At 61.4% G+C, this 18,286-nt stretch carries 24 protein-coding genes and 1 pseudogene; 14 read left to right on the forward strand and 11 right to left on the reverse strand.

Features of this window, described 5'->3' with window-relative positions:
- Positions 1 to 6: 6 nt before the first annotated feature.
- Positions 7 to 2,196 carry an acylase gene (locus tag AC07WS_RS26725; protein WP_494731983.1) on the forward strand — a complete coding sequence of 730 codons (2,190 nt, stop codon included), beginning with the start codon at positions 7 to 9 and terminating at the stop codon, positions 2,194 to 2,196.
- Here AC07WS_RS26725 and AC07WS_RS26730 read toward each other — a convergent pair.
- From AC07WS_RS26730 to AC07WS_RS26740, 3 genes are read right to left on the reverse strand one after another with little or no spacing between them, the layout of a single operon-like run.
- Complete coding sequence (locus tag AC07WS_RS26730; RefSeq protein ID WP_494731984.1) at positions 2,181 to 2,717, reverse strand: HNH endonuclease; 537 nt, start codon at positions 2,715 to 2,717, stop codon at positions 2,181 to 2,183. The genes AC07WS_RS26725 and AC07WS_RS26730 overlap by 16 nt on opposite strands.
- A 40-nt stretch (positions 2,718 to 2,757) precedes the next feature.
- Positions 2,758 to 3,936: a trans-sulfuration enzyme family protein gene (locus AC07WS_RS26735; RefSeq protein ID WP_494731985.1), complete on the reverse strand. Its 1,179-nt coding sequence runs from the start codon at positions 3,934 to 3,936 to the stop codon at positions 2,758 to 2,760.
- Positions 3,933 to 5,300: a pyridoxal-phosphate dependent enzyme gene (locus AC07WS_RS26740; RefSeq protein WP_494731986.1), complete on the reverse strand. Its 1,368-nt coding sequence runs from the start codon at positions 5,298 to 5,300 to the stop codon at positions 3,933 to 3,935. The genes AC07WS_RS26735 and AC07WS_RS26740 overlap by 4 nt, the downstream gene beginning before the upstream one ends.
- 195 nt (positions 5,301 to 5,495) lie before the next feature.
- On the opposite strand from AC07WS_RS26740, the gene AC07WS_RS26745 reads away from it, so the two are divergent.
- Complete coding sequence (locus tag AC07WS_RS26745) at positions 5,496 to 6,056, forward strand: thymidine kinase (RefSeq protein ID WP_494731987.1); 561 nt, start codon at positions 5,496 to 5,498, stop codon at positions 6,054 to 6,056.
- Between the two features lie 19 nt (positions 6,057 to 6,075).
- On the opposite strand, the gene AC07WS_RS26750 is transcribed toward AC07WS_RS26745, so the two are convergent.
- From AC07WS_RS26750 to AC07WS_RS26780, 7 genes and pseudogenes are all read right to left on the reverse strand, one after another.
- Complete coding sequence (locus AC07WS_RS26750; protein WP_494731988.1) at positions 6,076 to 6,411, reverse strand: hypothetical protein; 336 nt, start codon at positions 6,409 to 6,411, stop codon at positions 6,076 to 6,078.
- The gene (gene metC, locus AC07WS_RS26755) at positions 6,408 to 7,595 is read right to left on the reverse strand and encodes a cystathionine beta-lyase (RefSeq protein WP_494731989.1); all 1,188 of its coding nucleotides are present in this window, start codon (positions 7,593 to 7,595) and stop codon (positions 6,408 to 6,410) included. The genes AC07WS_RS26750 and metC overlap by 4 nt, the downstream gene beginning before the upstream one ends.
- A gap of 14 nt (positions 7,596 to 7,609) precedes the next feature.
- Positions 7,610 to 8,272, reverse strand: coding sequence for a gamma-glutamylcyclotransferase (locus tag AC07WS_RS26760; RefSeq protein ID WP_494732037.1), 663 nt, complete (start codon positions 8,270 to 8,272; stop codon positions 7,610 to 7,612).
- Positions 8,269 to 8,667, reverse strand: a complete 399-nt coding sequence (locus tag AC07WS_RS26765) for a GFA family protein (protein WP_494731990.1) — start codon at positions 8,665 to 8,667, stop codon at positions 8,269 to 8,271. The genes AC07WS_RS26760 and AC07WS_RS26765 overlap by 4 nt, the downstream gene beginning before the upstream one ends.
- 71 nt (positions 8,668 to 8,738) lie before the next feature.
- Positions 8,739 to 9,557, reverse strand: coding sequence for an aspartate 1-decarboxylase (locus tag AC07WS_RS26770; RefSeq protein WP_494731991.1), 819 nt, complete (start codon positions 9,555 to 9,557; stop codon positions 8,739 to 8,741).
- A gap of 115 nt (positions 9,558 to 9,672) precedes the next feature.
- Entirely contained in the window at positions 9,673 to 10,464 is a 792-nt protein-coding gene (gene epsC, locus AC07WS_RS26775) for a serine O-acetyltransferase EpsC (protein WP_494731992.1), read from the reverse strand.
- Between the two features lie 286 nt (positions 10,465 to 10,750).
- Positions 10,751 to 11,197 (reverse strand): annotated as a pseudogene (locus AC07WS_RS26780) (MFS transporter); the annotation flags it as partial.
- Positions 11,198 to 11,327: 130 nt separating this feature from the next.
- Here AC07WS_RS26780 and AC07WS_RS26785 point away from each other — a divergent pair.
- The 12 genes from AC07WS_RS26785 to AC07WS_RS26840 all read left to right on the forward strand — a co-directional run bounded on the left by AC07WS_RS26785 (position 11,328) and on the right by AC07WS_RS26840 (position 16,712).
- Positions 11,328 to 11,588: a hypothetical protein gene (locus AC07WS_RS26785; protein ID WP_494731993.1), complete on the forward strand. Its 261-nt coding sequence runs from the start codon at positions 11,328 to 11,330 to the stop codon at positions 11,586 to 11,588.
- 106 nt (positions 11,589 to 11,694) lie between these two features.
- The gene (locus AC07WS_RS26790) at positions 11,695 to 12,003 is read left to right on the forward strand and encodes a tyrosine-type recombinase/integrase (protein ID WP_494731994.1); all 309 of its coding nucleotides are present in this window, start codon (positions 11,695 to 11,697) and stop codon (positions 12,001 to 12,003) included.
- A gap of 115 nt (positions 12,004 to 12,118) precedes the next feature.
- The gene (locus AC07WS_RS26795; protein ID WP_494731995.1) at positions 12,119 to 12,367 is read left to right on the forward strand and encodes a hypothetical protein; all 249 of its coding nucleotides are present in this window, start codon (positions 12,119 to 12,121) and stop codon (positions 12,365 to 12,367) included.
- Between the two features lie 194 nt (positions 12,368 to 12,561).
- A complete protein-coding gene (locus AC07WS_RS26800) occupies positions 12,562 to 12,948 on the forward strand; it encodes a hypothetical protein (RefSeq protein WP_494731996.1) in 387 nt (128 codons plus the stop codon).
- Between the two features lie 343 nt (positions 12,949 to 13,291).
- Positions 13,292 to 13,834 (forward strand): DUF1643 domain-containing protein, encoded by a 543-nt coding sequence (locus AC07WS_RS26805; protein ID WP_494731997.1) that lies wholly within the window; start codon positions 13,292 to 13,294, stop codon positions 13,832 to 13,834.
- 10 nt (positions 13,835 to 13,844) lie between these two features.
- On the forward strand, positions 13,845 to 14,132 hold the full coding sequence (locus AC07WS_RS26810) for a hypothetical protein (RefSeq protein ID WP_494731998.1): 288 nt from the start codon (positions 13,845 to 13,847) through the stop codon (positions 14,130 to 14,132).
- A 65-nt stretch (positions 14,133 to 14,197) separates the two neighbouring features.
- Positions 14,198 to 14,440 carry a hypothetical protein gene (locus tag AC07WS_RS26815; RefSeq protein WP_494731999.1) on the forward strand — a complete coding sequence of 81 codons (243 nt, stop codon included), beginning with the start codon at positions 14,198 to 14,200 and terminating at the stop codon, positions 14,438 to 14,440.
- Between the two features lie 8 nt (positions 14,441 to 14,448).
- Positions 14,449 to 15,456 carry a restriction endonuclease gene (locus tag AC07WS_RS26820; RefSeq protein ID WP_494732000.1) on the forward strand — a complete coding sequence of 336 codons (1,008 nt, stop codon included), beginning with the start codon at positions 14,449 to 14,451 and terminating at the stop codon, positions 15,454 to 15,456.
- Positions 15,457 to 15,528: 72 nt separating this feature from the next.
- Positions 15,529 to 15,750: a hypothetical protein gene (locus tag AC07WS_RS26825; RefSeq protein WP_494732001.1), complete on the forward strand. Its 222-nt coding sequence runs from the start codon at positions 15,529 to 15,531 to the stop codon at positions 15,748 to 15,750.
- A gap of 64 nt (positions 15,751 to 15,814) precedes the next feature.
- Positions 15,815 to 16,120: a hypothetical protein gene (locus AC07WS_RS26830; RefSeq protein WP_494732002.1), complete on the forward strand. Its 306-nt coding sequence runs from the start codon at positions 15,815 to 15,817 to the stop codon at positions 16,118 to 16,120.
- A 171-nt stretch (positions 16,121 to 16,291) separates the two neighbouring features.
- On the forward strand, positions 16,292 to 16,456 hold the full coding sequence (locus AC07WS_RS26835) for a hypothetical protein (RefSeq protein WP_494732003.1): 165 nt from the start codon (positions 16,292 to 16,294) through the stop codon (positions 16,454 to 16,456).
- A gap of 121 nt (positions 16,457 to 16,577) precedes the next feature.
- The gene (locus AC07WS_RS26840; RefSeq protein ID WP_494732004.1) at positions 16,578 to 16,712 is read left to right on the forward strand and encodes a hypothetical protein; all 135 of its coding nucleotides are present in this window, start codon (positions 16,578 to 16,580) and stop codon (positions 16,710 to 16,712) included.
- Positions 16,713 to 16,856: 144 nt separating this feature from the next.
- Here AC07WS_RS26840 and AC07WS_RS26845 read toward each other — a convergent pair whose 3' ends face one another.
- Positions 16,857 to 18,248: an MFS transporter gene (locus tag AC07WS_RS26845; protein WP_494732005.1), complete on the reverse strand. Its 1,392-nt coding sequence runs from the start codon at positions 18,246 to 18,248 to the stop codon at positions 16,857 to 16,859.
- Between the last annotated feature and the right edge of the window lie 38 nt (positions 18,249 to 18,286).

Genomic DNA, 18,286 nt, shown 5'->3' on the forward strand with positions numbered 1-18,286 from the left:
CTGTCGATGCGTTCTTGCTTAGCCCTGATGTGTTGTGTAGCGATGAGTACGGCGGTGGCGGCGCCGCCGGAGGCCGCGCGTCTGAAGGCCACGGCCCAGCGCGTGACCATCCTGCGCGACCAGTGGGGCATCCCCCACGTCTACGGCAAGACCGACGCCGACGCGGTGTTCGGCCTGATGTACGCGCAGGCCGAGGACGATTTCAAACGGGTCGAACTCAACTACATCAACGCCATGGGCCGGCTGGCCGAGGTCGAAGGCGAGGCCGAGCTGTACCGCGACCTGCGCATGAAGCTGTTCATCAATCCGGCCGACCTGCAGGCGCAATACCGGCAAAGCCCGGCGTGGCTCAAGCAGCTGATGGTGGCCTTCGCCGACGGTTTGAACTACTACCTCGCCACCCACCCCGACGTCAAACCCGCGCTGATCACGCATTTCGAGCCGTGGATGGCGCTCAGCTTCAGCGAGGGCAGCATCGGCGGCGACATCGAATCGGTGGACCTCAAGCAGCTGCAGGAGCTGTACGCCAACGGCGCCAAGCTGCCGCTGGCGCCGCCGGTGCTGTTGTCGGCGCGCGGCGACGGCGTCGATCCGGACAAGGAGCCGGGCGGCTCCAACGGCTTCGCCATCGCGCCCGCGCTGAGCAAGGACGGCCACGCGCTGCTGCTGATTAATCCGCACACCTCGTTCTACTTCCGGCCCGAGGTGCAGGTGCACAGCGAGCAGGGCCTGAACGCGTATGGCGCCGTGACCTGGGGCCAGTTCTTCGTCTACCAGGGCTTCAACGACCGGCTGGGCTGGATGCACACCTCCGGCGGCGGCGACGTCATCGACGAATACCTGGAGACCATCAGCGGAAAAGACGGCCAGTTCTACTACCAGTACGGCCAGGAGCAGCGGCCGTTGAAAGCGCTCGACATCGCGCTGCCGTACAAGACGGCGGGCGGCATGGCCAGCAAGACGGTGCGGGTCTACTACAGCCACCACGGCCCCATCGTGCGCGCGAAGGATGGCAAGTGGATCGCCGTGCGGCTGATGAACGAGCCCCTGAAGGCGCTCACGCAATCCTACATCCGCACCAAGGCCCGCAGCTACAAGGACTTCTACAAGGCGATGGAGTTGCGCACCAATTCGTCCAACAACACCGTGTATGCCGACGCCGACGGCAATATCGCTTATTTCCACGGGAACTTCATCCCCAAGCGCGATCCGCAGTTCGACTGGAAGCATCCGGTCGACGGCAGCGATCCGGCCACCGAATGGCAAGGCCTGCACGCGGTCAAGGACACCATCACCTTGTTCAATCCGAAGAACGGCTGGATACAGAACACCAACAACTGGCCCTACACGGCGGCCGGCGCGTACAGCCCGAAGGCGAGCGACTACCCGGCCTATATGTCGATGAATCCCGAGAACCCGCGCGGCATCCACGCGGTGCGGGTGTTGGAGAACAAGAAGAACTTCACGCTCGACAGTCTAATCGCCAGCGCCTACGACACGCAGCTGCCGGCCTTCGAGCCGCTGCTGCCGCAGTTGTTCGCGGCTTGGGACGAGCTGCCCGACGGCGATCCGTTCAAGGCCAGCCTGGCGCCGCAGATCGCCGCGCTGCGCGGCTGGAACATGCGCTACGGGCTGGAGTCGGTGCCGACTTCGCTGGCGGTCTTCTGGGCGCAGGATCTGACGGCGACCTACGGCGCGGCGGCCAAGGCGCGCGAGGTGCAGGTGCTCGACTATCTGCAGGCGGCGATCACGCCGCAGCAGCGCCTGCAGGCCTTGGAGCGCGCTTCGGCCAAGCTGGCGGCGGACTTCGGCACATGGCAGACGCCGTGGGGCGAGATCAACCGCTTCCAGCGCCTGACCGGCGACATCGTCCAGCCCTTCGACGACAGCAAGCCTAGTTTGCCGGTGGCGTTCGCGTCGGCCAACTGGGGTTCGCTGGCTGCCTACGGCATGACGTCAAAAACCAAAACCAAAAAAATCTACGGCGAGCGTGGCAACAGCTTCGTGGCGGCGGTGGAGTTCGGGCCGCGCATCAAGGCGCGCAGCATCCTGGCGGGCGGGGAGAGCGGCAATCCGACCTCGCCGCATTTCAGCGACCAGGCCGCGATGTATGCGCGCGGTGAATTCAAGGACGTGTTGTTCTACAAGGCGGACGTGGAAAAACACCTGGAACGCAAATATCACCCAGGTGACTGAGGCCCGCCACCCGGCAGGGCGTCGCCGATGGTGCGCGCCGGGGCGGCTGCAGCTTCGGCTTCCGCCGCTGCCGCGGCCAGGGCTGCCGCGGCGGCGCGTGCCGCCGGGCTGGCGTAGCGCGTTTGCGGCTGCGCGGGCACGGGAGGCGGCGCCGGCGCCGGTGCCGGCTCGATAACCGGCTCCTTGCTCCACGCCAGATTCTCGACCTTGTTGTTGCGCGGGTTGCCGTCCTTGTGGCGGACGTACTTCAAGCCCGATGGATTGGGCAGGTGCGCCTCGGCCACCAGCTCGTGCACCAGGAACTCGCCTGTGCGCTGGCCGTTGCGCAGCTTGACCATCAAGCCTTCCGGCGTGACCTTGGGCCGCAGCGCCGTCACCTTGGGGCCGCCGGAAGCCAGCACGCGGCCGTCCTTCGACACCTTGTAGAAGTCGCTGCCGGGCACAGGCTTGGCGCTGGCCACGCCGATCGAGTAGACGGCGCCTATGGCCAGTACGCCAATGATGATTAAGAGGAATTCCATGAGGTCTCGGGCTGATTACGCGATTCCCGGATACTAGCACCTAAATCGCGTCGAGCGAGCGGCGAATATCGGCCCTTAAATCCTCTATATCCTCGATTCCCACCGACAGCCGTATCAAACCGTCGCCGATGCCCAGCTTGGCGCGCTGCGCCGGCGGGATGGTGGCGTGCGTCATCAGGGCCGGATGCTCGATCAGGCTTTCGACGCCGCCCAGGCTCTCGGCCAGCGCGAACACCGAGCAGCATTCGAGGAAGCGGCGCGCGCCGGGCAGGTCGGTCTTCAGGTCGATCGAGATGATGCCGCCGAAACCGTCCATCTGGCGCTTGGCCAGTTCGTGCTGCGGGTGCGATTCCAGGCCGGGGTAGTAGACCTTGCGCACCTCCGGCTGCTGCTCCAGCCAGCGCGCCAGCTCCAGCGCGCTGCGGCAGTGGCGTTCCATGCGGATCGCCAGCGTCTTCACGCCGCGCAGCGCCAGGAAGCTGTCGAACGGGCCGGCGATGGCGCCCACCGAATTTTGCAGAAAGCCGAGCTGCTCGCTCCACGCCTGCTGGTGCGGCTCGCCGCCCACCACGGCGATGCCGCCGATGATGTCCGAGTGGCCGTTCAGGTACTTGGTGGTCGAATGCACCACGATGTCGAAGCCGTGTTCCAGCGGGCGCTGCACCAGCGGGCTGGCGAAGGTGTTGTCGGCCACGGCGATGATGCCGCGCTCGCGGCAGATCTTGGCGATCGCCTTCAGGTCGGCCAGCTTGAGCATCGGGTTGGTCGGCGTTTCGACCCAGACCATCTTGGTTTCGGGCCGGATCGCGGCCAGCAGGTTCTCCGGATTGGTCAGGTCGACATAGGTGAAGTCGTGGCCGGCGCTGCGGCGGCGCACGCGCTCGAACAGGCGGTAGGTGCCGCCGTACATGTCGTCGCCGGCGATGATGTGGGCGCCGGCGTCGGCCAGTTCCAGCACCGTCGAGATCGCCGCCAGGCCGGAGGCGAAGGCGTAGCCCTGCGCGCCGCCCTCCAGGTCGGCCACGCAGCGCTCCAGCGCCCAGCGCGTGGGGTTGTGCGAGCGGCCGTAGTCCAGGCCCTTGTGCACGCCGGGGCTGTCCTGCACGAAGGTCGAGGTGGCGTAGATGGGCGGCATGATGGCGCCGGTCGACGGGTCGGGCGATTGGCCGGCGTGGATCACGCGCGTGGCCAGGGCTGCTTTTTTGTGCGCTTGGTTCAAGATAGAGTCCTTCTCAGGTGGTTCAGCAAATCGAAGCGGGTGATCAGGCCGTAGAAGGCGTCGGCGTCGGCCACCACGGCGGTCAGGCCGCGGTCCAGGGTGCTGCGCAGCGCCTGCACGCTGGCGCTCGGGTGCAGCGTTTCGAGGCGCGACGTCATGGTCGCGCCGACCAGGCTGGAGAATTGTTCGGCGTGGTTGTCGACCTTGAGCAGCAGGTCCGACTCGTCGATGATGCCGACCAGCCTGCCGTTCTCCAGCACCGGCAGCTGCGCCACGTCGGTGCTGCGCATGCGGTTGAAGGCGGTCAGCAGCGTGTCGCCGGGCGCGACGCTGACGACGTCGCCCTCGTCGTAGCGGCGGCCGATCAGGTCGCGCAGGTCGTGCAAGGGCTCGCGCCGCAACAGGCCCTGGTCGTGCATCCAGCCGTCGTTGTAGACCTTGGACAGATAGCGCGTGCCGGTGTCGCACACGAAGGTGACCACGCGCTTGGGCGTGGTCTGTTCGCGGCAGTACTTGAGCGCGGCGGCCAGCAGGGTGCCGGTCGACGAACCGCCCAGGATGCCTTCGGCGCGCAGCAGGCTGCGGGCGCTGTCGAAGCTTTCCTGGTCGGTGATGGTGTAGGCCTTGCGCACGCCGCTCAGGTCGGCGATCGCGGGAACGAAGTCTTCGCCTATGCCTTCCACCGCCCACGAGCCGCTGGTGTCGGACACATGGCCGGTGTCGACGTATTCGGCGAGGATGGAACCTTTGGGATCGGCCAGCACGAAGCCGACCTGCGGCGCGGCGCGGCGGAAGTAGCTGGTCAGTCCGGCCAGGGTGCCGCCGGAGCCGACGCCGACCACGATGGCGTCCAGCTCATGGCCCATCTGTTCCCAGATTTCCGGGCCGGTGGTGGTCTCGTGCGCCAGCGGGTTGGCCGGGTTGTTGAACTGGTCGGCGAAGAAGGCGCCCGGCAGCTCGCGCGCCAGGCGGGCGGCGTAGTCCTGGTAGTAGTCGGGGTGGCCCTTGCCGACGTCGGAGCGGGTGGTGCGCACCTCGGCGCCGAGCGCCTTCAGGTGCAGCACTTTTTCGGTGGACATCTTGTCCGGCACGACCAGCAGCACGCGGTAGCCCTTGAGCCGGCCGACCAGCGCCAGGCCCAGGCCGGTGTTGCCGGCGGTGGCTTCGACGATGGTGCCGCCTGGCTTGAGCCGGCCGTCGGCCTCGGCCGCTTCGATGATGGACAGGCCGATGCGGTCCTTGATCGAGCCGCCTGGGTTCTGCGACTCCAGTTTGAGGAACAGTTGGCAGGGGCCGGTGTCGAGGCGGGTGACCTGGACCAGCGGGGTGTTGCCGATGAGTTTGAATAATGCGGGGGTGGGCATGCGATTCTCCTTGCGAACTGTCTGCACGGGAGGATTGTGTCCGTCCGTGCTTTTTTGTAAAGAGCGGATGGTAGGCCGCTCTATAAGCGCTGGAAAGGAATGTTTTCGAGTTTCTATATGCGAAAAGCACAACGGCCAGTATGCGCCTTTTTCAAGAACGACGGTTTATAATCGCGCTCTTCAAAAGGGGCAGTAGTGGCTAAACTTTATTTCCGTTATTCTGCGATGAACGCAGGCAAATCCACCGCGATGCTGCAGGTGGCGCACAACTACGAGGAGCAGGGCCAGCAGGTGCGCCTGTTCACCGCCGCCATCGACAACCGCTACGGCGTGGGCCAGGTGACGTCGCGGCTGGGGCCGCAGCGTCAGACCGAGGTGTTCGACGCCGACACCAACTTCCTCGATGCGATCAACCAGAAGATCGCCTGCCTGCTGATCGACGAGGCGCAGTTCCTCAGCACGCAACAGGTGCAGCAGTTGCATCAGCTGGCGCAGGTGCGCGGCATCCCGGTGATTACCTACGGCCTGCGCACGGACTTCCGCGGCGAGCCTTTCCCCGGCTCGGCCTATCTGCTGGCGCTGGCCGACGATATCGAAGAGCTCAAGAACATCTGCAGCTGCGGCAAGAAGGCCACGATGAACATCCGCGTCGATGAGAACGGCAAGCGCCTGAAGGAAGGCGAGCAGATCAGCATCGGCGGCAACGAGAGCTACCGCCAGGCTTGCGGCCGCTGCTTCTACACGGACAGCCACTAGGCACCGGCGGCTGGCGTCTTCACCCGTCGCGGTGGAACGCCAGCCAGTATGACTCGCGGCAGGCGTTGTCGAAGCTGCGGCGCGCGGGCGTCACCTGGCAGCCGCCATGTTGCAGCACCTCGTAGATGATCCAGCATTCGGCGCAGGCCAGGTCGCTGGGGAAGTCGTCCTGTTCCACCACGCGCCGGATCACCACGCCGTTATCGAAGCGGAAGATGGTTTCCTCCTTTCTCACCTCAAAGCCCTGATCCACCCAGCTTTCCGTGGACTGCGTCCGCTCGACGATGGCGACGTCGCTGCTCTGGCCGTGGATGGCGCTGACATAGCTGACGAGTTGGTCCGTCGCTGAATTCATGGTGAAAAACGGCGCATGGCGTCGAAGCCCCGGCCCAGGTCGGCCAACAGATCCTGCACGCCCTCTATGCCGACGTGCAGGCGCAGCATGGTCGCGTTCCAGCGGCCGGCGGTGACGCTGCGCGCGGCGCCAGGCGCGACCGGCAGCACCAGGCTTTCATATCCGCCCCAGCTGTAGCCGAGGCCGAACAGGGCCAGGCCGTCGATCAGCACCTCCTGGGCAGGCGGCGCGATCCCGTCGCGGAACGCCACTCCCATCAGGCCGCCGGCATATTGCGGGCGGAAGTCGCGCCGCCAGAGGTCGTGGCCGGGACTGCCTTCCAGCGGCGGATACAGCACGCGTTCCACCTCCGGCTGTTCGCTCAGCCAGGCGGCCACGGCCAGCGCGTTGTCGCGATGCAGCGCCAGCCTGGCTGCCAGGGTGCGCAGGCCGCGCAACGTCAGATAGGCGTCGTCGCCGCCGACCGAGATGCCGAGGCTGCGGTGGGTCTGGTACAGCGTGGGCGCAAGCGCCTCGCCGCACAGGATGGCGCCCATCAAGACGTCGGAGTGGCCGACGATGTACTTGGTGGCGGCGTGGATCGAGACGTCGATGCCGAGCTTGAACGGCTCCCATCCCAGGGGCGTGGCCCAGGTGCTGTCGGACACCACCAGCGCGCCGTGGCGATGCGCTTCGGCCGCGATGGCCGGGATGTCCTGCACCTCGAAGGTCAGCGAGCCGGGCGATTCCACGTACACCACCTTGGTCTGCGGCCGCAGTTGTGCGCGGATGTCGGCGCCCAGCAGCGGATTGTAGTAGGTGGTTTCGATGCCCATCTGCTTGAGCAGGCCGTCGCAGAACACGCGGGTCGGCGTGTAGACCGCGTCGGTCATCAGCAAATGGTCGCCGGGGCGCAGCAGCGACAGCAGCGTGGTGGTGATGGCGTTCAGGCCGGAGGGGGCGAGCAGGCAGGCGGCCGCACCCTCCGCGTCGCACAGGGCGCGCTCCAGCGCGCGTGTGGTGTCCGTGCCCAGGCGGCCGTAGGCGGCGCGCGTACCGTGCGCGGCCTTGAGCTGGGCCACGTCCTGGAACAGCAGCGTGGAGGCGCGCACCAGCGGCGGATTGACCGGGGCGGGGCCGGGGCCGGCCGGGCGGTCGGTGTGGCCGAGGCGGGTGTGCGGGTGGAGCGGTGCGTCAGTCGTCATCGCCGATTTTCCAGTCATGTGGGTGAGTGGGGCGCGGCCGGTGGCGGGCAGCGGTGCAACACCGACTCCAGCGCGCGGTCGCGGATGCGGTGCCGGCGCAGGGCCTGCACGGTCTGCGCCAGGTAGTCGTAGCTGGAGCCGTGGGCGCCGTGCGCCTGGGCCAGCACATGATGCAGGACCTCGGGCGTGAGGCGGCCCGCATAGCAGGACAGCTCGCGGCAGATGGCGAAGCTGAAGGCGCGCACCCGGCGGCCGTCGGCCAGCCTGCAGCGCAGCCATACCGGGCGATACGACTCCATCGGCATCTCGCGCCGCCACAGCGTGGCCAGTTGCTGTTCCAGGTCGCGCCCCGCCAGGCGCAGCGCGACGCCCTGGCAGGAGCCGCCGCGGTCGAGCGCCATCACCAGGCCGGGCCGCTGCGGCGTGCCGCGGCTGACCCGGGACCATAGATACAGGCCGCGATGGTAACCGTGCACCCGTGCGATGACCTGTTCGCCGACCGGCAACTCCGGCTTCCAGATCAGCGAGCCGTAGGCAAACAGCCACAGCTCGTCCGCCATGTCGCGCCCGGCGAAAAAGGCGGCGCGGCAGGCATCGCGCTCGGCCTCGCTCAGCACGCGCGACGCGGCCAGATCGGGTGGGTAGGCGGACGATGGCCGCCCGCTGCCGTGGCTCACGTCAGCGCGCCCGGATAATGCGGTGCGTTGTGCGGGATGTCGTACCAATGCACCTGGTGCGCGGTCCAGATATGCGCTTGCAGCGGCAGGGACGGCAGGTCGTCGATGGTGCCGGCGCGCAGGATGACGAAGCTGGGATCGTTCTCGTGCTGGGCATAGATGGGCGAGCCGCAGTGCGAGCAAAAATAGCGTGTCTTGCCGGCCGAGGCCTGATAAGCCTGCAGCGCCTCGCGGCCGTTGACGATGCGCAGGCCGTCGCTGGCGGTGAGCACGCTGGTCGCGAACGCCGTGCCGTTGACCTTGCGGCAGGTGTGGCAATGGCAGTGCCTGAAGCCATACAGCTCGCTGCTGATTTCAAATTGCACTGATTTGCAATGGCAACTTCCTTTAAGCATGATCGACTCCGGTGGGTGGGAGGGCGAGGCGCGGCCGGCGCCGAAGCGGGCCGCGCCTGGACCGGCTGGCTTTATTCGGCGATAAAGTGGATGGTCGGATGGAACTCAGGCGCGGTGGTGGTGACATAGGCGGCCTGCGAGATGCGGTCGCCCACGTCGGCCACGGCGGTCAGGGCGCCGGAGATGCCGATGGTCTTCTTGGTCAGGCTGGGGACCACATAGCTTTCGGCCGAGAAGCCGCCACGGCTGGCGTTGTAGATCATGATGCTTTGCGAGGTGCAGAAGCCGGCCTTTTGCATGAATTCGATCGGCAGTTCGGCGCTCATCTCGATGCAGCCGCGCTTCTCCACCGTTTCGATGGTCAGGCCGGCCAGCAGGTTGGACAGGTAGGTGCGCGGCAGCACGGCGCGCTCGGCCACCAGTTCGGCGGTCATGTCCGGCACCTGTTCAAACTTGCCCTTGCGTTCCAGCACGACCTTCACGTCGTTCAGCTCGTTGATCATGTCATCGTGCGGATGCAGGCGCACGTCGAGGATCGAGGGCTTGAGCTTGCCGGCCACGTGCTGCTGGTGCTGCTCGCTGTCGAGGTTGGTGGTGGTGATGATGCAGCACAGCTCGCCTTCACCCAGCAGGTGGGCGATTGCGCCGCGCGCCTCGACCTGGTCGCCGTCGCCGGGGATGGCGAAGGTGTACATGCGGTTGACCCAGTTGTTGCCGCCGATCTTGGTCACGTTGATCTGCTCGTAAGGGGCGATGTCCGCCAGGCGCATCATTTCCCGGGGCAGGATCAAGCCTTCCGGCACTGCCGCCGAGGTGGTCACGTCGGACTTGTTGACGCGCACATTGTGGATGCAGCTACGTTTAACGCGATAAAAACTGTTGTGATTCATATTGCTAGCCTCTTAATGGTGGTTAAATAGAACAACAATAATTTCGCCATGAAATTTGTATTAATTCATGGCAAACGACAACATGTTTATTTCCGTGGACAGGCGATAAACAATTCTAGATAGGGTGCAAATTTCTGGCGTAATAGCCGGCGACCGTCGTACCTGGCGCGACATCCTTCACCACGACCGCGCCGGCGCCGATTTTCGATCCGGCGCCCACCGTGATGTCGCCGAGAATAATGGCGCCGGCGCCGATCAGCACATGGTCCTCCACAGTGGGATGACGTTTATTTCCCCGGCCGCCGCCGCCCGCGCTGCCGAGGGTAATTCCATGCAATAGAGATACGTGACTGCCAATTTCGGCGGTTTCTCCAATCACCAGGCCGGTGGCATGGTCGAGGAATATGCCGCCTCCCAATTTTGCTGCCGGGTGAATATCGATCGCCATATTGACGCTGGCATGGTGTTGAATCGCCAGCGCCAGACAATGGTTATTTCTGGACCAAAAATAATGCGCCAACCGGTGGAGCTGGATGGCGTGAAAACCCTTGCAAAAGAGCAGAGGCTGCCAGGCGTAGCGGATGCAAGGGTCTTTCTCGACGAAGGCCCGCAAATCGCTGGCGGCCATGGCTGCCAGCGGGGAATGGTCGAACGCTTCCTCAATGCAATGGTGCATAAAAGCCGGCAAGAATATACTGCCGCGCATTCTTTCCAACAGGGCCAACTTGAGCATCTCGTCGAAACTATGCGCCGCTTTAATCTGCCTGATCCAGCTGCCGTGTTCGAGACCCTCCGGTGCTAATTCCTGCAATGCATTTTTTAATTCCGTAAAGATAATATCGTCGCCGACCGGCATGGGGGTATCATCAGTTGTTCCTTTGGCGAGGTTTTCAACAAAGAGGCTCATGATTAATAAATCCGGTGCTTTAATGGTGATTAACTTTTGGAAATTAAAAATTAAATCAGGAAATTATTTGCTGCTAACACTATTTGCGATGGATTTAAAGCGTATGAAATGCTAACTAATGCAAAATTGTTTGTATACCAAAATTTATATATTGATATGATTTTTTTGTTGGGTGAGATTTGAAGAGATTTAAACCCGGTGGGTTGTGGTAAAGGCGGAGGAGGAGGGGGAGGGGGAGTGGCCCGTCTGAGGCGGCGCGCAAGGGCGCCGCCGGGCCGGTGCTGCGTCAGTTGATGCTTGTCGAGGGCAGGGTGGTGGCGCCGATGTGGCGCAGCACCGGCGTCTTGAATTCGAAGCGTTTGATCTCGCCGACCATCAGCACGTAGCACAACACGGTGACGGCGGCGTTGGCGCCGACGAACACCAGCGCGCCGGCGAACGAGCCGGTTTCCTGCAGGATGTAGCCGATCACGATCGGCGTGGTGATGCCGGCCGTGTTGCCGAAGGTGTTGAATAGCGCGCCGCTCATGCCGCCGGCCTCCTTGGGAGATGTGTCGGCCACCACCGCCCAGCCCAGCGCGCCGACGCCCTTGCCGAAGAAGGCCAGCGACATCACCAGCACCACCAGCCAGTCGGCGTCGACGTAGTTACAGACGATCATCGACATCGCCAGCAGCATGCCGCCGACGATGGGCGTCTTGCGCGCCATCGACAGCGACCGGCCCGACTTGATCGGGGGTGCTCGAAAATGGGTGACTGGCTTTCCGGGGACGCGAGGGTTCATGCGGTGTTAGACCCAAAAAAGAGCCTGACCGGTTCTCACTCTGAATTAAGTCTGTTTCCAACCTATTCAGAGGACCACCATGCCGCAAGCCGCAGTCTTGAAGCCGGGCCAGTACCGGCACCTTCTCCGCGTCACCAGAGCCACCAGCCGCGAACCAGAGCGCGATATCCTTGTCCTGCTGCTCGGCATCCACACAGGGATGCGCATGTTCGAAATCGCCCAGATCGAGGTCGGCGACGTAATGCTCCCGTCCGGGGGGGGCGATCCGGGCAGAAGTATCGCTCAGGGCCAGCATCACGAAGGGATTGCGCCAGCGCTGCATCTATCCGACAAACCGTGATCTGGTCGCCGCGATTGATGACTAACTCGCGCTGCGCGTCGAGCGGCGCTGGCGCATGAGCGATGATCCATAGCGGTATCGTGGCCTGCGGCCGGATAGCACACTCGTGCTCACCTTCAAGGGCCATCGCTACTCCATGAACACCAAGCGCCGAATCAATGAGGCTGGCGAGCAGGTCGATTACGCAGCCTGTGACGCGCTGCAAGCGCATGTTGCGAAGTTGTACCGGGATGCCGGGATCAAGGGCGGCAGTTCTCACGGCGGCCGGCGAACCATGGCCAGCCGACTCTTGGCCAACGGCGTTGAGCTGAGCACCGTACAATTGATGCTAGGGCACGCCGAACTGGACCACGTCGATTCGTATTTGGAGATTTCTCATGCGCGGCTTCGTCAGGCATTCGCCGACGTGTTGTGATAATTGGTGAGATTGCATCCGCTGCAAATAATCTAAAATGTTCTTTCAATTTGGAAACATCTCATTGTCGCGGAAACAACCAGCTTCAATGACATTCACGCCCCATGGAAAACAAATGGCAAATAAGACATTTGGTGATGTGGCGTACGTTCATGCTGCTGCGCAGGACTGCGTGCCTAGTGCGTCTGTACCCGCACCTTATGCGGTAGGCGATACGGTTGGAGTTGAGTTGGGAGACGGCACGATTGTCGATGTCGAACTTAGCGTGGCCGATATCGTCTACGGCAGCTTCCAAGGTGTGGTGAAAGATAATGTGACCGAAGGTATCGAAATCGGCGACGTTGTTACCTTCCGTTTTAAATAGGCGGGAAAAACGCTGCTCATTGATACGGGAAGAATCATGTGTGACCCAACGCAAACTCTTCAGGGAAGCTCGAATTACCGGTGATTTTGCCAGCGCGACAAATCAGGTAGGAGTCAGTTCGTCAACATCATGCCAGAATTGGGGTGGTTTTTCGAGGTGCCCTTCAGTGGGTGCAGGAAAAGGATGTGATGTCAATGTACATCGACACCGCGAAGACGTTTATCTCTCTCAGTTCCGGTGCGCTCGGATTGACAATGGTCCTCAGAGAGAAAATCGTCGGCGCAAAGCCAGGAACAGGTGTGACCAGGCTTCTGCTCAGTGCATGGGCGTTTTACTTGGTGGCAATTTGTGCGGGCGCATTTTACACATACGAGGCGGTCAATTTCTTGGATGCCCAGTCCTGTTCACCAGGCGAAGCGGGACCATTTCAAGTTTTGGTAGACTCTCCCGGCTACCTTTATAGCTTAATGCTGTCCACATTTATCGTGGCATCCGTTCTTCTTGTGCTTTCATCCTGGACTCAACTATCGACGATGAGCAAACCTAAAGGCGAATCGGCGCCGGAGGAATATCGTGACTGATTGCGGATTGCTGTTCAATGACGGTTGGAAAATTCTGACGTTGGAAACGCGCCCTGGCGGCGCCCGCAACCGGCCGGCCGCTGGCGCAAGGAAAATACCGTATAAACGGTTTATAAGGAAAATACATAATGAAAACGTTCAATGCTGTAGCAATCGCAATTGTGTTGAGCGGATGCGCCTTCGTCCCAGTGCAGGAACAGACATTGAAGAATGCCAGTGGTGGTGCAATCATCTGTAAGCAGGTCGGCACTGGGTTGATTTCATCATCTGTCGGTAGATCACGGTTCGATGAATGTGTGTCAAACGCCAAGGCTAGCGGTTACCAATAAGCAGAGAAGATAGCGTGATACGCCGAGAAATAAAATACCTGACCGGATCAACCGGCGCAATCTTTTCCGACTGCGAGGTTTACCGCTACTTGCTGTGGAGGGTATGGAACGATACGCTGCCAACGGCCCTGCTGTTGCTGATGAATCCGAGCAAAGCCGACGAAGTTGACAACGACCCCACAGTTGCACACCAGATAAAGCGCGTGATGATGTGGCCGCAGCTGGGCTTCAACTTCGCTGTTGGCGGTCTGGAGGTGGCCAATGTATTTGCCTATCGGGAAACGGAGTCTGACAAACTTGCTCCGCTACACGCTTCTGGATTTGACCTTGTCGGCGAGGACAACGATGCGATGATTCTTGAGGCGGCTCGACGTGCTTCGATCGTAGTTTGTGGGTGGGGGCAGCCTGGCGCTCTCGGCGGCCGTGGCGAGGCGGTATTGCGGTTGCTGAGAAACAATGGCATCAAGCCGTTTGCGCTGAAGTTGAGTAAGGATGGAACGCCGAGGCACCCCTTGTACGTTGGCTATAAGACCGCCCCGATTGCGATCGAGGGTTAAGGAAAACCCCATGACTAAGACCTCCATCGACGTTCGCGGCGAAGCTAGCGAGCATGACGAGAAGTTCGAAGAAGCCATGGCGGAGGGGGACGAATTTTGTGCAGCCTTTCATGCGCGGGATGCGATTCAAGCACAGATGCGGGCCGAGGAACTATTTCGTGCTGAACATCCAGAAGTGGAGCGGCTCGACACTGTTCACAAGGATTTGATGCGATGCGTCGATGTTCTCGCGGGAATCTCTAAATGGCTGGCGGGTATCTTCTGCGTGCTTTGCTATATCGCCTACAAATTGCATTAATGTGAAAATCCGGCGCTCTCGTGGTGCCCCGTAGCTGGCCGGAAGCCAGCTTACAAGGAACCGCAATGAACACACCTACGATTGCCGAAGCACAGGCGCTGGACGGTAAGATTTTCGCGACGCTGAACGAACGCAAGATCGAAGTCTTGGACTACTACCGTGATCGCGGCCGCAAGTTTGGCGTGGCCGTCTCGATCCTCAACGAGGCAGATCCCGAGGAGCTGGCGCGCGCCGCGTCCAAAGGGCAAGCAGACCAGATTATGAAGCGTGCGAATAGCCGCGTGTCGGTGACCTTCTCGGCCAGCTAGGAAAGAGTATGCACCCTAACCCGTCTGCCGATCAACTTCGATCTAGGCTGAGCTCAACTGAGCGTGACGCGTATAGCGATTTCGATCATTTCTATCGGGATGATGACTCGAATGAGTGGATCCTTAATGGCAATAGTTTGCCCCAGAAACGTAATAGAGAAATTTTCACGTGGATCGATCGGGCCATGCGCGGACGCACGCACTGTCCCTTTTGCAACAGCAATCTTATCGGCAGCGACACGTTTGAATACTACGACGACCTTGCAGGTGAATCGGTTGTAGTCGACGATGAAGCCAATGCGGACGGAATGTGCGTCCATGGAACGCTTGCAGTGTGCCAACGATGTTGGTACTGGCATTGGTTTTCTGGCGGCACGAAGGGTCGCATTGTTGTATGGGATGCGTCTGTGGGGAAGTTGAGGTCCTTTGAACCGAAGGCCCCCGAAGGATGCTTTCAAGAACTTGCGATATGGCTCCGCCGAGATCCGAAACGATGGAACTCTCTAGATCCAAAAGTTCTCGAAAAATTTGTGGCCGATATCTGGCGCCAAAATTATGCACACGCCGAGGTTATCCATGTTGGAAAGCCCAAAGATGGTGGTACAGACGTCCTCTTTATCGATTCGTCGGAGCGGCAATGGCTGATTCAAGTAAAACGTCGAAAAGATTCACGGAAAGGTGAAGGAGTTTTAACGCTGCGACACTTGTTGGGCACTATGGTTACATATCCGTCTAAACACGGCATCGTAGTCTCTACAGCCGATCACTTCTCGACATATGCGCTAAATGAAAGGAAACGAGCCGCAGATGCCGGTCTTACGGTGGAGCTTATTGATCGCGGAAGGTTGGATCGGATGCTGCAGGGATATCACCCCGCATTCCCATGGTTGAAATTCTTGGAGGTGAACCATCCTTCGCATGCAGAGTCTTATGCACAGCGAGGATTTGGTCCTGAGAACAGGACGAGGCCGGTGAAAGATACGTACACTATCGATATGTTTGCTAACAGCAATTGACACCACTGTACGAGGACGTCAGTAGGCATGGTGCCTCCCCAGTTGAAAGGCCGCCTCGTAGCGGAATCGATCATGGCGAAAAAGGGATTCAATGTCCATATCATTAAGGCGGGAATGGAGGCTGAATATCGCATGCTAATGTTGGGGCAGGTAACCGACGCCAGTGGCAAACAGATTCGCTCCGACCTAGTTATGAGCACTGTCATTATCGAAGCCGTCAGCTTGCCGGCGGCGAAGCGCATCGTTCGCGAGAAATATCCCAACGCGAACACTCGCGTCATCCCACTCGATTAATCGGGAAAATTCCGGGGTGCTTTCGCACAGGTGAAAACGATTTATACAATTTTAGGACAAACAGATGGGCCAAGCAAAACAACGCGGCAGTAGAGATGAACGAGCAGCCCAAGCTCTACAGAAAATCGAGGCGATCAAGCCCAAGTCAATTGTCTGCAACAATTGCAAGGCCGAGATTACCGATGTGCATACGACGGACGCGCGCGGCATGGTCGGTATTGAAGGCGCATTCGCTGGAATGTGCGACTGCGGTCACACTACCTGGGCAGTCGCCGGTCATCCGGACACCGTTGCGGGTCTGATGGAATCTCTGCACGAAACGACGGGCGGGGAGTCAATTGTCGGCTCGATGCCGATTAAACGAAACTGAAACGGAAAATCGCCTACTGCAATACCAAAGCCCGCCCCGAGCGGGCTGTGGCATTGAGAAGGTCGGGCGCGGTGCTAGGCCGATAAGGAAGCGAGTGACGAAATGGGACAGGCGAATGCACGCGGAACTAAGGCTGAACGAGTCGCTCAAGCGATTGCGCGAAAAGGAACAGTGACCATCACCAATCCTCTCACAGGGAAGCCGTTTGAAAAGACTCCGGACGGGATTTCGCTGGAAGGAGTGACGTTCCCAGATAAGGACGCGGCGTGGAAGTTCATTACTGAGCATTGGAAGAATCCCGTTGAAATGGCGGATGTTTCTGCTCACGCGGGTTAGGGAAACGGTATAAATCATTTATAAGGAAAACCCGCGCCTTATGGCGCAACTCGCTGGCAGGCAGCCAGCGAGTTGCCAGGGTTCGCGAAAACGAAAATGGTATAAATGATTTAGAATATTTATGAACAACATGAAATTGTCTGCCTTGCGCTTTGTGAAGGACAGCGCGGTGCTGGCCAGCGAGGGATATGCCCACAGCAGAGTCGCGCCACCTCCTCGGCGCTGGACGATCAATTCCGTCCGAATGATCGGCTGAAGAGGCAATGGATGGGGGCATCCCGTCTAAAACGACGCTGGGTTCCGTCGTACAGCAGATAATGCGTTGACCTTGTATCTGACTATCGGTCGTTCTTGATAATTCTGCGGCGGCGTTCCCGGCCGTCGCAGAGTCGGTGCGTCATCAGTTGACGCTCGTCGCGGGCACGGTGGCGCCTGCATCCGGCACCGCGCCGTCAATGTGGCGCAACACCGGCGTTGTGAATTCGAAGCGTTTGATCTCGCCGACCATCAGCACGTAGCACAACACGGTGACGGCGGCGTTGGCACCGACGAACACCAGCGCGCCGGCGAACGAGCCGGTCTCCTGCAGGATGTAGCCGATCACGATCGGCGTGGTGATGCCGGCCGTGTTGCCGAAGGTGTTGAACAGCGCGCCGCTCATGCCGCCGGCCTCCTTGGGCGAGGTGTCGGCCACCACCGCCCAGCCCAGCGCGCCGACGCCCTTGCCGAAGAAGGCCAGCGACATCACCAGCACCACCAGCCAGTCGGCGTCGACGTAGTTACAGACGATCATCGACATCGCCAGCAGCATGCCGCCGACGATGGGGGTCTTGCGCGCCATCGACAGCGACTTGCCGGACTTGATCATGCGGTCGGAGATCACACCGCCCAGCACGCCGCCAAGGAAGCCCGCCACCGCTGGCAGCGCCGCCACGAAGCCGGCCTTGAGGATCGTCATGTGGCGCTCGCTGACCAGGTAGACCGGGAACCAGGTCAGGAAGAAGTAGGTCAGCGTGTTGATGCAGTACTGGCCGATGTAGACGCCCAGCAGCATGCGGTTGCCCAGCAGCTGGCGGATGCAGGACCAGGTGTCGAGCGTGGTGGTGGCGACGGCCCTGTCCTTGCTCTCCAGGTCCACCAGCGCGCCGCCGGCCGCGATGTAGTCCAGCTCGGCCGCGTTGATGGCCGGATGATCCTTCGGCCCGTAGACCGTCTTGCGCCAGACCAGCGACATGACGATGCCCAGCCCGCCCATCACGTAGAACACGCTCTCCCAGCCGAAGCTGTGGACCAGCCAGCCCATCAGCGGCGCGAACAGCACCGTGGCGAAATACTGCGCCGAGTTGAAGATGGCCGCCGCCGTGCCGCGCTCGGCCGTCGGGAACCAGGCCGAGGCCAGCCGGCTGTTGCCGGGGAAGGAGGGCGCCTCGGCCGCGCCGATCAGCAGCCGCAGGCAGAACAGCGTGGACAGCGCGGCGGCGCCGGTCAGAAAGCCCACCGTGCCCATCAGCATGGTGAAGGTGGACCACAGGAAGATGCTGAAGAAATACGTGCGCTTGGAGCCGAAGCGGTCCAGCAGCCAGCCGCCCGGCAGCTGGGCCAGCACGTAGGACCAGGCGAAGGCCGAGAACACAAAGCCCATCTGCACGGGCGACAGGCCCAGCAGCTTCTTGAGCTCCGGCCCGGCGATGGCGATGGTGGCGCGGTCGGCGTAGTTGATGGTCGTGACGGCGAACAGGATGGCCAGTATCAGCCAGCGTACCCGGCTGGCCTTGGTCGGTTGAGGTGTCATGCGGTCTCCTTGCTATGATGGTTTTGCAGCGATCATAA

The sequence above is a fragment of the Duganella sp. GW821-FHT01E12 genome (assembly GCF_059422325.1).

Excerpts from the sequence above, each read along its gene's own strand:
- AC07WS_RS26830 (WP_494732002.1), top strand. The coding sequence starts at position 15,815 with ATGGGCCAAGCAAAACAACGCGGCAGTAGAGATGAACGAGCAGCCCAA.
- AC07WS_RS26765 (WP_494731990.1), bottom strand. The coding sequence starts at position 8,667 with ATGCTTAAAGGAAGTTGCCATTGCAAATCAGTGCAATTTGAAATCAGC.
- AC07WS_RS26820 (WP_494732000.1), top strand. The coding sequence starts at position 14,449 with ATGCACCCTAACCCGTCTGCCGATCAACTTCGATCTAGGCTGAGCTCA.
- metC (WP_494731989.1), bottom strand. The coding sequence starts at position 7,595 with ATGACGACTGACGCACCGCTCCACCCGCACACCCGCCTCGGCCACACC.
- AC07WS_RS26800 (WP_494731996.1), top strand. The coding sequence starts at position 12,562 with ATGTACATCGACACCGCGAAGACGTTTATCTCTCTCAGTTCCGGTGCG.
- AC07WS_RS26810 (WP_494731998.1), top strand. The coding sequence starts at position 13,845 with ATGACTAAGACCTCCATCGACGTTCGCGGCGAAGCTAGCGAGCATGAC.
- AC07WS_RS26845 (WP_494732005.1), bottom strand. The coding sequence starts at position 18,248 with ATGACACCTCAACCGACCAAGGCCAGCCGGGTACGCTGGCTGATACTG.
- epsC (WP_494731992.1), bottom strand. The coding sequence starts at position 10,464 with ATGAGCCTCTTTGTTGAAAACCTCGCCAAAGGAACAACTGATGATACC.
- AC07WS_RS26815 (WP_494731999.1), top strand. The coding sequence starts at position 14,198 with ATGAACACACCTACGATTGCCGAAGCACAGGCGCTGGACGGTAAGATT.
- AC07WS_RS26750 (WP_494731988.1), bottom strand. The coding sequence starts at position 6,411 with ATGAATTCAGCGACGGACCAACTCGTCAGCTATGTCAGCGCCATCCAC.
- AC07WS_RS26725 (WP_494731983.1), top strand. The coding sequence starts at position 7 with ATGCGTTCTTGCTTAGCCCTGATGTGTTGTGTAGCGATGAGTACGGCG.
- AC07WS_RS26795 (WP_494731995.1), top strand. The coding sequence starts at position 12,119 with ATGGCAAATAAGACATTTGGTGATGTGGCGTACGTTCATGCTGCTGCG.
- AC07WS_RS26770 (WP_494731991.1), bottom strand. The coding sequence starts at position 9,557 with ATGAATCACAACAGTTTTTATCGCGTTAAACGTAGCTGCATCCACAAT.
- AC07WS_RS26730 (WP_494731984.1), bottom strand. The coding sequence starts at position 2,717 with ATGGAATTCCTCTTAATCATCATTGGCGTACTGGCCATAGGCGCCGTC.
- AC07WS_RS26785 (WP_494731993.1), top strand. The coding sequence starts at position 11,328 with ATGCCGCAAGCCGCAGTCTTGAAGCCGGGCCAGTACCGGCACCTTCTC.
- AC07WS_RS26840 (WP_494732004.1), top strand. The coding sequence starts at position 16,578 with ATGAACAACATGAAATTGTCTGCCTTGCGCTTTGTGAAGGACAGCGCG.
- AC07WS_RS26740 (WP_494731986.1), bottom strand. The coding sequence starts at position 5,300 with ATGCCCACCCCCGCATTATTCAAACTCATCGGCAACACCCCGCTGGTC.
- AC07WS_RS26825 (WP_494732001.1), top strand. The coding sequence starts at position 15,529 with ATGGCGAAAAAGGGATTCAATGTCCATATCATTAAGGCGGGAATGGAG.